Origin of the sequence: Thermanaerovibrio velox DSM 12556, assembly GCF_000237825.1 — a bacterium.
In the GTDB taxonomy this organism is placed as follows: domain Bacteria; phylum Synergistota; class Synergistia; order Synergistales; family Synergistaceae; genus Thermanaerovibrio; species Thermanaerovibrio velox.
In genome coordinates this window covers 292,263-303,808 of the sequence record NZ_CM001377.1, presented here as the reverse complement: position 1 = coordinate 303,808, position 11,546 = coordinate 292,263, and the positions used below count along the sequence as shown (strand labels likewise).

The window sequence follows — 11,546 nt, the reverse complement described above, 5'->3', positions numbered from 1 at the left end:
ACTCGAAGGGAGTTCGGCTCATAGCGACTGTCCTCCGATATCTGTAGTACCACCGTCCTGATCTTGCGCCGCCTGCCCACCGAAACGTTTTCTCAGCAGCTCAGCCATTCGGAAAGTCGTGCGGTCGATGGCTGGTTTGGGCAGGTAATGGTCCACCAGCGCTTTCAGATCCCCCAAGTGATCTCCAAGGAGGAGAGTAAGCTGGGCGGGGCGTCCCAGTCTTTCGTAAAAGTGCATGATCCGACCGAGAGGATCGCTGTATGAAATGATCACAAGGTGTGCTGATGGAATCGTAAGCATATCCTCGATCACGCGGTTGATGTGCTCGTCGCCGAAACTGTAACCATACGTTACCAGCGTGCTATTAGGGCGGCAGATAGCGGCAGCAAAGTCGCGGAACAGCTCCACATAAGGGTATTCGGCTGTTTCGCGGTCCTTGGCGGCGTTCGGGTAAATCATGAGCTTCATGGCGTCGGCCCCTTCCAAACCCGGTGCGCGAAGGTAAGGATTTATGTCTTTAGCGCCGAAGGGAAGCCCGAATCGGCGAATTGCCTGATGACAATCGACCCAGTCAATCGACCCGTGGAGCTTTGTGAAACGCGCAACACCTTCGAGGTAGCGGGGCTCGCCCCGAATTCCGGGTGGGTTGTAATGCATATCCACATCAAGCCGGGAAGCACGGAACACTGGTGCGAGCGTGCCTACGAAACGGTCGATCAGGCGCAATCCCGCGATATCCGCACCGGCTTCGATATAGCGGTCATAGTTGGTTGTGAAGAGATGAAGGCGGTCACGTGTGCCCGACCGGCTTGCGAAACTCATGAGAAAGCTCACGAGGTAGTTGAAGGCGTTCTCGCGTTTCTCACCGGGTGCAGAAGCCAGGTTTCGCTCGGCTTCCAGGATTGAGGCAGCGAAGGATCTAAGGGCCTCATTTAACTCTTGTCGCAAGCGGTCAATCTGCTTGCGCTCTGGGGCATCCTCCGTTTTTGTGGAGGCGATGATCTCCAAACCACGAAGCAGTTCATTCACGGCACGTATTTCGTCCTCAAAGTTTCCACTGTCGCGCCCGGCTGCTTTCGCTGCGCGCTTCGCCTCAGCCGCGATCTCCGCCTGCAGGGTCTGAAATTCTTTAGCACGCATTCCGGGAAGCGCCCTATCCGTTGCCAGTCCGTGAACAGCCTGGGTGAGACCCGACCCTACGAGCAAGGACAAATGCTCGGATTGGACCAGCGCCGTCAGCCACGGCTCTATGCGGGGTCGTAGCTTCTCGGGACCGAACTCCTCTCCGGCCTTTACCCAAGAGCACGTCATGTTGGCTGACAGTTTGAAGGGCTTGTTAGCGTCTTGGGGTACATCCGATCGGTCAAGAATAACCGGGATGGGGTCATCCCGGGTCTTGATGATCTGTTGTCCATCTTGAGGGCTCATCGCGTCTGTCCTCCTATAATTTCATCTAACAACCCTTCTGCTTCCTTCGCCACCGCCAGCAGGTCGGCGCGGATTTCTTCCAGCGAGCGCAGGGCTTTGGGTTTGTAGAAGTAGCGGTTGAAGTTGATCTCGTAGCCGATCTTGACGCTTTCGGGGTCGTACCAGGCGTCCGGCGCGTAGGGCAGCACCTCGCGGCGCAGGAAGGTTTCGATCGCGTCGCGCTCGTCCTCCTTGCTGGGGAGGTAGCCGGGCTCGCGGCAAGCTGAGCATTCCAGGAAGGGGATCTGCTCGGTATCACGCAGCTCCGTGTCCGGCTCGTACTCCACTACGCGGGACTTGCCGTGGATGGTGGCCTCGAACAGGCCGCGCAGCGGATCGGGCGCGGTGCCTGGCTTGTGAATCCTCTTGATGACCGGCGGTGCGTCATCAGCGCGCTCGGCCTCTTCCCGCAGCTTCTTGATTTCTTTGGGAGTATAAGCCCGCTCGGGATCGATGCCTTTCAGGCGCAGGGGGCGTTCCACCGTCACCTTCCAGTAGCCAAATGCCGCGTTGGGGAAAATCTTGGACTGCTCGGTCTCCTCGAATCGGAGGAAGGTATCCACGATGCGGCGGATGTCCTCTTCGGAAAGCTCGCAGTTCTTCTTGCCGAGGTTCTTGCGCAGGGGCTTGTACCACTGCGTGGCGTCAATGAGCTGCACGCGACCTTTGCGGTGCTCAGGCTTCCTGTTGGTGAGTACCCAGACGTAGGTGGCGATGCCGGTGTTGTAGAACATGTTGAGCGGCAGGGCGACGATCGCCTCGAGCCAGTCGTTCTCGATGATCCAGCGGCGGATGTTGCTCTCCCCCTGGCCGGCGTCCCCCGTAAACAGCGACGAGCCGTTGTGCACTTCGGCAATGCGGCTTCCAAGCGGGGTGCCGTGCTTCATCTTGGAGAGCATGTTGGCTAAAAAGAGCATCTGACCGTCGCTTGAGCGGGTAACGAGCGAAAGCTCCTCGCCCCGGTGCTGCACGACAAAGCGCGGATCCTTGATACCGTTCTTGCCGCCCATGCGTTCCAGGTCGCTCTTCCAGCTCTTGCCATAGGGCGGATTGGAGAGCATGAAGTCGAACTCGCGGCCGGGGAAGGCGTCGTTGGAGAGCGTGGAGTGCTCGGGACCGCCAACGATGTTGTCAGCGGCGTCGCCTTCGCCCTTGAGCAGCAAGTCCGCTTTGCAGATGGCGTAGGTTTCGGCGTTAATCTCCTGGCCGAAAAGGTGCACCGAGACTTGTTTGCCACGCTCTTTCGCCAGATGGAGTAATGTTTCCTCGGCCACCGTGAGCATTCCGCCGGTGCCGCAGGCGCCGTCGTAAAGAAGGTAGGTACCGTCGGTAATCTGGTCGGCGATCGGTTCGAAGATCAGCCGAGCCATCAGCCGGACGGCATCGCGCGGCGTCCAGTGCTCGCCGGCTTCTTCGTTGTTTTCCTCGTTGAAGCGGCGCACCAGTTCTTCGAAGATGGTGCCCATCGCGTGATTATCGAGTCCCTCCAGGCGAACGCTGCCGTCGCTGTTGAGAAAGGGGTGCGGGCTCAGGTTGATTGAGGGGTCGAGGAACTTCTCGATTAGTGCACCCAGTGCGTCGGCTTTGGCTAGGCGTGGGATCTGGTTGCGGAACTCGAAGTTGTCGATGATCTCTTGGACGTTGGGTGAGAAGCCATCGAGGTAGGCGCGAAAATCGGTCTCCAGTTGCTGGCGGCTTGCGCGAGCCTTGAGGTCACGCAGGGTGAATTTTGAGGTGTTGTAAAACGCCTGTTTGGCTGCTTGACGCAGGGCAGCGTCCTGATGCACGATGCCCGCTTTGTCGAGCGAGGCCTTCATGTCGAGCACCGCCTGCTTGGTGGGCTCCAGCACCGCGTCCAATCTGCGGAGGACGGTCATCGGGAGAATGACGTCCCGGTACTTGCCGCGTACGTAGAGATCTCGTAGTACGTCGTTGGCTATGCCCCAAATGAAGTTGGCGATCCAAGTGAGTTGTCCGTTTTCCATGAGCAATCCTTTCGCGACATGTGGATATTACCTTACGCCATCGCTATACGTTCCAGCCATTCGATCTCGTGCTGCCAGATCTTGTAGCCCGTCACATAGGTCTGGTCCGTGCACTCCATGACTCGCCGGAGCGCTTCGTAGTAGCAGCGGTCGAGCTGCGAGGAATCGAGGCTTTCGGCCCGCTTCTCGATCAGCGCGTCGAAATCGTCGGTCTTCTTGAGGTCCAGGTAATACTGGCGGTTGTCCGGGTTGGACGAGATGAACTGGCCGCTGACTGTTTTGTGGATTTCCCGCAGGACGGTCTCCACCTGGGAGAGCAGGTCATCGGCCGGATCGCCGCCCAGTTCCTCAATGCCCGGCTGGAAGAGGCACAACCCGTCGCGCAGCTCCTCCGCCGTCGCACCCAGGGGGGCGTAAATGTCGCCCGTCGTGAGCCGATGGACCGACAACCCGTGGATGATCCGCAAGGCCATCGGTTTGTAATGCGGGCGGGTGAAGGCCTGCTGGATACGGGATTCGAGCACCTGGCTGCAATCGATGACCGCCTTGATGTCCGGGACAGCGCGGAAGGAGGGATTCTCACGCAGGGTCGTCCAGTAGCCGTCATAGACGATGACCCCGGGCCTGTCGTCAGGCACATTCTGGTTGAGAAGCTTCTTCATGGCCAGGGACAGGGTCTTGAGCACCTCACGCTTTTCCACCGCGGTGACTCGCTCGAAGGTGTCAATGTAGTCGGGATGCACGGGGAAGAGGCGCACGAACTCGTCCATGCGCTCGTTCATCCGGCCGTAGAACTTGGCAAAGGGGGTCAGGTACTCCCGGATTTTCACCTGCTGGTCGGCGGTCTTCTTGAGCAGACGCTCGGCCACCACGAACTTGACATCCTTGCGGGCGATGAGGATTTGCTCGAAGCGGTCCTTCACCCGGCGGATACTGTCGGCCACGCAAGAAAATCGATGGCTGTCGAAAATGGCTTCCTGGACACCGGCGATGAAGCGAAACCTCAGATCGCGGCAAGACTCGCCGATCTCGCGCAGGAAGTTGAGATCGAGAATGAGTTCCTGGTCCTTACGGGTGCGCAGGTAATCGAGCAGTTCGTCCACCACCAGGAGCAGACCGTGGTCGGGATACTCCTGGTGGAAGGCGGTCATCATCTCTTCGAAAGAACGTTTGTTATTGGACACCTTATCCGCGGGCGGGAAGGAATAGGACACGCCCATTGCGGCCAGGTGCTCCTCTAGTTCGGCGACGAGGATGTCGCGCAGGGACATGGTAGTCGCGCCGATCTCGGTTCGGACTACCTTGAACCGCCCGCTGATCTTGCCCGCGGCGCTGGCCACGCTCTTGTCGTTCAGATGCGCTGCGAGATCGCCGTTTTCGGCCAGGGCGGAGATCACGGACATGAGGTGCGATTTACCGGTGCCATAGTTACCCACGACCAGCAGCCCCTTGTTGTCCATGGGCTGGTGGAACTGAAGCTGTGGAAAGACCAGATGGATCAGCCTCTCGGCCATCTCCTCGGAGATGACATAGGTCTGGACAAGCTGTCGGGCAGCATCGGCCTCGTCGGCGTCCCGCAGCTGGACCACGGACTCGATAGGCTCAAATTGGATCAGGTCTCCGTATCTCATCGCGTCTGCCCTACCGCGCTTTCGTTCCTTGTCTTCATGCAACGGCCTCCGGATTCACTACCAGGAAATCTCGTAAGGGATATCGTTTGTATTCGGGGTGGTCCGGCGTCGCATAGACCATGTACTCTCCGTCGATGGAGCCGCTCCAGGCCGCAACCACCGTTTTGTTTCGGGAGAGCCCCTGCAGGAGCCGCAACGGGTCCTGCTTGAGCGACACATCGAAGAGGATCTCGACGTTGTCCAGAAGAACCACGTCGGATACGGCTTCGCCCACAATTTTACCGAGAAGCCGTGGTAGCTGCAAGGCCCGCTGGCGCTCCGTGAGGTCGAGCATGCACCGGGAAAGCTCAAGGTTCACATTGATCAATGGGGCTCCAATGCGTCCTTGAACCTCCTGGAGCGCGGCGGTCTTGCCCGCACCGGCCGGCGCCACCAGCATGACCAGCCGGTGGTAGAGCTCGGCAGCCTCGTAAATCCTCTTTATGACCCTATCGGCCAGCGAATCCACCATTTGCGATCTACCTTTGATCCAGGTTCGTTATCTTAGGCTCCCCCAGACTTCACCCACTCGTCCAATTCTTTCCTGTTGAACTTCCAAAGCCGACCGACCTTGCGACCCCGTACCTGCCGCTCACCGATCCACTTGTGGACCGTATCCCGCTTAAGGTCTAGATGATCAGCGATCTCATCTACTATGGATGGTAAGAGCCATCGGCCTTCCATCATACCACTCCAGCCGCCTTTGGCCCCATTAGCTGCCTTCCAACGGCCTCTTTCTCTTGGTTGATAGGCGTACCACTCCCAGCCTTTGGCCTTTAGATGCCAATACGACATGACGAACCAGCTTACGATATATCAAGCTCTAAACCTACTTCAATGTGTTTTGTCCGGTTGTATTTGTCATTTTGCCAGGTGCACCCCAGCCAAGGCTTCCTAAGCCCGCGGGACCCGCCGAGCGGTGGCAAGCCTGGACCGATAGAGCCTCGATGTAAACTAGGATAGGGGTAAACTTGCGGACGGGCGCAAGCGGAAACGGCCAGGCCAAAGGGAAAAGGCCCCAGGAGGATCTACCCCTGAGGCCTTAAAAAGAGAACCGCCGAAGCCGGCGGATTGAAATCTGGCTCCTCGGCCAGGACTTGAACCTGGAACCTAGTGGTTAACAGCCACCCGCTCTGCCGATTGAGCTACCGAGGAACGCGCCTTTATTATAACACGAAATTGGGCGAAAAGCTGGAGGCGGCACCCGGATTCGAACCGGGGAATAAAGGATTTGCAGTCCTCTGCCTTACCACTTGGCTATGCCGCCCAATTCTCACTCTAAAGATGGAGCGGAAGACGGGATTTGAACCCGCGACCCCAACCTTGGCAAGGTTGTGCTCTACCCCTGAGCTACTTCCGCCCGACAAGAACCTTCACAAGTGGTGGCGGGACCCAGAATTGAACTGGGGACACACGGATTTTCAGTCCGTTGCTCTACCAACTGAGCTATCCCGCCGACACACGACGTCCAAACAAGATGGCGGGGCTGACGGGACTTGAACCCGCGGCCTCCGGCGTGACAGGCCGGCGCTCTAACCGTACTGAGCTACAACCCCACCTCTAAACTGGCTGTGTCATTGTCCTCATGGTGGGCGGAATAGGGTTCGAACCTACGACCCCCTGCTTGTAAGGCAGGTGCTCTCCCACTGAGCTATCCGCCCCGATCAGCACGAGAGGAAGTATAGCAAGGGTCCCAAAAACTGTCAACACCCATGACGCCTAAAATCCCACTTCAACCCCAAGGACCACCGGGGAGGAACAAATAAATCGGCGGGCCCCGCTTCAACAGGACCCGCCCCAAAAAACTTCAGCACCGGGGAACCCGCCGCTACATCACATGTTGCTGGCCGCCAAGGTACCCAAGACCACCGCTCCCATGCCCGCCAGGTTCTGCATAAACAGGTTAATAAAACCGGCGACCCAATGGGAGTGGCGAACTAAGTTCAACGTGTCCACCATGAAGGAAGAAAAGGTGGTGAAAGCCCCTATGAAACCCACCAACACCGCATTTCTCACCGCCGGGGAAACGTGGAAACGATGGGCAAAGAAGGTCACCAGGAAACCCGCCAGCAGGCACCCCACCACGTTCACCACAAAGGTGCCCCACGGGAAGGAACCGGAGTTAAGACGCTGAACCGTGGAGGCAAGATAGTACCTACAGATGGCACCCACCCCACCGGCCAACATCAAATAAAGGGCTTCAACTCTCACCTTTCGACCCCCCCAAATAGGCTCACCACCTTCGGTGATGATTATAGATTATACCACCTTTCCCCACTTGCAAGGGCTTCCCCTAAATCACCTCTAAAAACCAGGGCCTCCGCCAAACCCTTTAAGGTATCGCAGGAGGTAAGGCAAAGGACGCCGCGCTCCATCGCCCTGCGCCGTAGCTTAAAACCGTAACCGCTTCCCCAACCGGGGCTTACGGTGTTGACCACCAGCTTCACGCCCTCCCCGGCCAACTCCAGGGCATCCTCCGGGGACACCGCATCGCAGGCAATCCCCTTTGACATGAAGAAGCTGGCGGTCCCCGGGGTACAGTAGATGGCGCACCCCGCCCGGGAAAGGATCCCCACCGCATCAAGGGCCTCCGCCCTGCTCCATGGGGACAGGGACAGCAAAACCCCAAAGGGCACCTTAATGGGATGCCCCGCACACCGGAACCCCTTAAGGAGCGCCTCCTCAAAGGAGTCCCCCCGGGCCATGACCTCCCCGGTGGACCTCATCCTGGTCCCAAGGCGCCTATCCGCCCGAGGGAACTTGTCAAAGGGCCACCGGGGAAACTTAAGGGCCACGTGGGATATCACCGGCTCCTCCGATGCCCTAGGACCTCCTTCCCAAAGACCTATCTCCCCAAGACGATACCCAAGGGCCACCTTGGCGGCCACCCGGGCTATGGGATACGCGGTGGCTTTGGAGGCCAGCGCACTGGAACGGCTTGCCCGTGGATTAACCTCTATGACGTACCGCTTCCCGTCATCCCGCACCGCGAACTGGATGTTGCAGGCCCCCTCAACCCCTATGGCATCAACTATCCTGAAGCACGCCTCCCTAAGGTCCTCCACAACGGACTTCCCAAGGGTCATTATGGGCGACACCACCACGCTGTCCCCAGTGTGCACCCCCATGGGATCAAGGTTCTCCATGCCACAGACCAGGACCTTACCACCCTCCCCGTCCCGGATCACCTCAAACTCTATCTCCTTCCACCCCTCAACGCTTACCTCCACCAGGGCCTGCCCCGCGGGACTAAGCCCAAGGGCCGAGGACACCAGCTCCACAAGCTCCCCCTGATCCCTCGCCATACCTCCCCCGGTTCCCCCAAGGGTAAAGGCAGGACGCACCACCAAGGGGAAACCCGCAAAACCAGCAAAAGAAAGGGCCTCCTCCAGGGACTTAACCGCCGCGCTCAAGGGGACCTCCTCCCCTATGGACTGCATGAGATCCCGGAACAGCCCCCTGTCCTCCCCACGGCGGATGGCCTCAGCCCCGGTGCCAAGAAGCCTTACCCCCAAGCGCCGCAAAACACCGGAGTCAAAAAGGCCAAGGGACAGGTTAAGACCCACCTGCCCCCCAAGGGTGCCTATAATGCCCTCAGGCCTCTCAACCTCTATAACCCGGCACAACCCCTCCAGGTCCAAGGGCTCAAAGTAAACCGCATCGGCGGTGTCCGAATCGGTCATTATGGTGGCAGGGTTGGTGTTAACTAAAACCACCTCAACCCCCTCCTCCCTAAGGGCCCGGCACGCCTGGGTACCCGCGTAATCGAACTCCGCCGCCTGCCCTATCACTATGGGACCGGAACCTATCACCAACACCTTCCGCAAACCCGCATCCAAGGGCAACCAAATCAACCTCCGCTTTCTTTGGAATTTATTTGAAACGGAAGTTTATAATAGCCCCAGCGATATGGCAAGTGGTTTATTTATAAATATTTTTGTGAACCTAAATTTAAAGGTCCGGCGCCCCGGCACCGGACCCAACCATGAAGAACGTCCCCCCCAAAGATCCGGCATCAACCCATGCCGGTCCTGCGCCAGAAGGTCCTCAGGATGTCGTCCACCTGGTCAAGGTCTATGAGGAAAGCGTCGTGCCCGTTGGGGCTCTCTATCTCCTCGTACCACCCGTTGACCCCCGCCCGCTTGGCGGAGGACACCACCTCCTCCACCTGCCAATTGGGGAAAAGCATGTCGCTGGATATGCCAACCCCAAGGATGTCCCTGCCCGAAAATCCCCCGAAGGCCTCCTCGGGAGAGCCTCCGCGCCCAGCCAAGACGTCGTGAAGGTCCATGGCCCTGGTGAGATAAAGGTAACAGTTCGCGTCGAAACGCTTCACCAGCTCCTGGCCGTGATGATGAAGGTACGTCTCCACCTGAAACTTGCCGTCCCAACGCCAGGGGTCCCCGTGGGCCACCTCCCTCATCCACCGGGACACGAAGGAGTTCTCGCTCCTGTAGGTTATCATGGCCAACATCCTGGCGGTGGCCAAACCCCTAACAGGCCCAGGATCGGGATAATAATCCCCCTCTCGCCAGTCCGGGTCCCACATTATGGCCTGCCGCTGAACCTCGTTGTACGCTATTGCCTGGGGATAAAGCCTCATGGGGGCCGCTATCACCACACAGCGCTCAAAGACCTTGGGGAACGACAGGGCCATCTCCAGGGCCACCATGCCCCCCATGGACCCCCCCACCACCGCCAGGGCCCTCTCAACCCCAAGGGCCCTCAAACCCATCACCTGGCTCCTCGCCACGTCCCTACAGGACACCAGGGGAAACCTCATACCCCAGGGCCTTCCCTCCGGCCCCAGGCTCGACGGTGCAGTGCTCCCGTAGGGGCTGCAAAGGTTGTTAAAACACACCACGCAGAACCGGTCGGTGTCTATGGCCATTCCAGGACCTACCACCCCGTTCCACCAACCCTCCGGCAGCCCCTCCACCGAAGGGCCCCAAAGGTGGTGGCTCCCGGTCAGGGCATGGCAAACCACCACCAGGTTAGACCCGTCGGGTCTCAATCGGCCGGTGACCGAACAGGCCAGCTCCACCCCCGGCAGGGTCTCCCCGGAGTCAAGGGGCAGGTCCCCTATCCGAACCTTGAGGTACCGCTCCTCCACCATCACACCCCCCTCAAGGCCCTCTCCAGGTCCTCAAGCAGGTCCTCCGGGTCCTCCAGACCCACGCTCAAACGGATGAGCCCATCATCTATCCCCGCGGCCCTGCGGTCCTCCGGGGAAAGCTGGGAGTGGGTGGTGCTGGCAGGGTGTATCGCAAGGCTCCTAGAGTCCCCCAGGTTCGCCATGTGGCCGAAAAGCCCTAGCCCCTCGAGGAAACGACGCCCCTCCTCAACCCCACCATCCAGGCAAAACGCCACCATACCCCCGTACAGCCCGTCCAAGTACCGCACCGCCAGGTCATGGGTAGGATGGTCCTCAAGGCCTGGATACCGGACCCACCGGACCTTAGGGTGCCCCTTAAGGTACCGGGCCACCGCCATGCCGTTCTCCGAGTGCCGCCGCATCCTAAGGGGCAGCGTCCCGCAGCTGAGCTTAAGGAGGTACGAGTCAAAGGGAGACGGGCACCCCCCCAGGTCCCGCAGCAGCGTGGCCCTAAGCTTCGCCGAGAAGGCCTTATTGCCAAAGGCCTCGGCGAACACCTTGCCCCCGTAGCCCGGGTCGGGGGTGGAGAGAAGGGGCCACTTAGGACTGCCCCAATCCTTGTTGCCCCCGTCCACCGCTATGCCCCCCAGCACGTTGCCGAAGCCGGATATGTACTTGGTGGCGGAGTGAATAACCACGTGGGCCCCATGCTCTATGGGACGGCACAGCACCGGGGTGGCAAAGGTGTTGTCCACTATGAGCGCCGCGTCGTGCCTATCCGCCAGCTTCGCCAGCTCCTCCAGAGGAGCTACGTCCAGCAAGGGGTTCCCCACGGTCTCCACCACTATGGCCTTGGTGTTGGGCCTCATGGCGGACTCCACCTCCTCCAAACTATTGGAGTCCACCAGGGAGCTCTCCACCCCAAAGCGACCGAAGGTGTTCCTTATCAGGGTAAGGGTGCCGCCGTAAAGCTTCCTCGACAGCACCAGGTGGTCCCCGGCGGAACACAAGGTCCCTATCACGTGGGTGAAGGCCGCCTGGCCGGAGGAGAAGGCCACCGCCCCCACTCCTACCTCCAAGGAGGCCACGCAGTCCTCGTAGGCCTTCACCGTGGGATTCGATATCCTGGAGTATATGTGCCCATCCTGGTCCAACAGGAAAAGCCGGCAGGCCTGCTCCGAGTCCTCAAACCGGTATGCCGCGGTGGCGTATATGGGAAGCCCAAAAGCCCCCGTGGCGGGGTCATGACTCCACCCGGCGTGAAGCGCCCGGGTACTCAACCCCATACCCCCATCCCCTCTAAAACCCCGATTCAACCCTGAAGACATC

Annotated in this window: 9 protein-coding genes and 6 tRNA genes; all 15 read right to left on the bottom strand. The window is 59.5% G+C overall.

Annotation, left to right across the window (positions count from 1 at the left end):
• Nucleotides 1–18: 18 nt before the first annotated feature.
• The 15 genes from THEVEDRAFT_RS01395 to THEVEDRAFT_RS01325 all read right to left on the bottom strand — a co-directional run bounded on the left by THEVEDRAFT_RS01395 (nt 19) and on the right by THEVEDRAFT_RS01325 (nt 11,545).
• A complete protein-coding gene (locus THEVEDRAFT_RS01395) occupies nt 19–1,428 on the bottom strand; it encodes an SIR2 family protein (protein ID WP_006582939.1) in 1,410 nt (469 codons plus the stop codon).
• Nucleotides 1,425–3,452, bottom strand: a complete 2,028-nt coding sequence (locus THEVEDRAFT_RS01390) for a type I restriction-modification system subunit M (protein WP_006582938.1) — start codon at nt 3,450–3,452, stop codon at nt 1,425–1,427. Before THEVEDRAFT_RS01390 ends, THEVEDRAFT_RS01395 begins: the two co-directional genes overlap by 4 nt.
• Nucleotides 3,453–3,484: 32 nt before the next feature.
• Nucleotides 3,485–5,083, bottom strand: a complete 1,599-nt coding sequence (locus tag THEVEDRAFT_RS01385; RefSeq protein WP_006582937.1) for a DUF6079 family protein — start codon at nt 5,081–5,083, stop codon at nt 3,485–3,487.
• A gap of 34 nt (nt 5,084–5,117) precedes the next feature.
• Entirely contained in the window at nt 5,118–5,594 is a 477-nt protein-coding gene (gene brxF, locus THEVEDRAFT_RS01380) for a BREX-3 system P-loop-containing protein BrxF (protein ID WP_006582936.1), read from the bottom strand.
• A 32-nt stretch (nt 5,595–5,626) separates the two neighbouring features.
• On the bottom strand, nt 5,627–5,806 hold the full coding sequence (locus tag THEVEDRAFT_RS01375) for a helix-turn-helix domain-containing protein (protein ID WP_040825562.1): 180 nt from the start codon (nt 5,804–5,806) through the stop codon (nt 5,627–5,629).
• A 395-nt stretch (nt 5,807–6,201) separates the two neighbouring features.
• A tRNA-Asn gene (locus THEVEDRAFT_RS01370) sits at nt 6,202–6,277 on the bottom strand.
• Between the two features lie 37 nt (nt 6,278–6,314).
• Nucleotides 6,315–6,389, bottom strand: a tRNA-Cys gene (locus tag THEVEDRAFT_RS01365).
• Between the two features lie 18 nt (nt 6,390–6,407).
• A tRNA-Gly gene (locus THEVEDRAFT_RS01360) sits at nt 6,408–6,482 on the bottom strand.
• 20 nt (nt 6,483–6,502) lie between these two features.
• A tRNA-Phe gene (locus THEVEDRAFT_RS01355) sits at nt 6,503–6,578 on the bottom strand.
• A 22-nt stretch (nt 6,579–6,600) separates the two neighbouring features.
• Nucleotides 6,601–6,678 (bottom strand) — tRNA-Asp (locus THEVEDRAFT_RS01350).
• Nucleotides 6,679–6,708: 30 nt separating this feature from the next.
• Nucleotides 6,709–6,783, bottom strand: a tRNA-Val gene (locus THEVEDRAFT_RS01345).
• Between the two features lie 172 nt (nt 6,784–6,955).
• Nucleotides 6,956–7,333 (bottom strand): fluoride efflux transporter CrcB, encoded by a 378-nt coding sequence (crcB, locus tag THEVEDRAFT_RS01340; protein ID WP_006582934.1) that lies wholly within the window; start codon nt 7,331–7,333, stop codon nt 6,956–6,958.
• 41 nt (nt 7,334–7,374) lie between these two features.
• Nucleotides 7,375–8,967, bottom strand: a complete 1,593-nt coding sequence (locus THEVEDRAFT_RS01335; RefSeq protein ID WP_006582933.1) for an ATP-binding protein — start codon at nt 8,965–8,967, stop codon at nt 7,375–7,377.
• Between the two features lie 170 nt (nt 8,968–9,137).
• Nucleotides 9,138–10,238 carry a homoserine O-acetyltransferase MetX gene (metX, locus tag THEVEDRAFT_RS01330; RefSeq protein WP_006582932.1) on the bottom strand — a complete coding sequence of 367 codons (1,101 nt, stop codon included), beginning with the start codon at nt 10,236–10,238 and terminating at the stop codon, nt 9,138–9,140.
• Entirely contained in the window at nt 10,238–11,545 is a 1,308-nt protein-coding gene (locus tag THEVEDRAFT_RS01325; protein ID WP_156787078.1) for an O-acetylhomoserine aminocarboxypropyltransferase/cysteine synthase family protein, read from the bottom strand. Before THEVEDRAFT_RS01325 ends, metX begins: the two co-directional genes overlap by 1 nt.
• Nucleotide 11,546 lies beyond the last annotated feature (1 nt).

Coding starts and splice junctions, on each gene's coding strand:
- THEVEDRAFT_RS01390 (WP_006582938.1), bottom strand. CDS start 3,452: ATGGAAAACGGACAACTCACTTGGATCGCCAACTTCATTTGGGGCATA.
- THEVEDRAFT_RS01385 (WP_006582937.1), bottom strand. CDS start 5,083: ATGAGATACGGAGACCTGATCCAATTTGAGCCTATCGAGTCCGTGGTC.
- THEVEDRAFT_RS01325 (WP_156787078.1), bottom strand. CDS start 11,545: ATGTCTTCAGGGTTGAATCGGGGTTTTAGAGGGGATGGGGGTATGGGG.
- metX (WP_006582932.1), bottom strand. CDS start 10,238: ATGGTGGAGGAGCGGTACCTCAAGGTTCGGATAGGGGACCTGCCCCTT.
- THEVEDRAFT_RS01375 (WP_040825562.1), bottom strand. CDS start 5,806: ATGGAAGGCCGATGGCTCTTACCATCCATAGTAGATGAGATCGCTGAT.
- THEVEDRAFT_RS01395 (WP_006582939.1), bottom strand. CDS start 1,428: ATGAGCCCTCAAGATGGACAACAGATCATCAAGACCCGGGATGACCCC.
- brxF (WP_006582936.1), bottom strand. CDS start 5,594: ATGGTGGATTCGCTGGCCGATAGGGTCATAAAGAGGATTTACGAGGCT.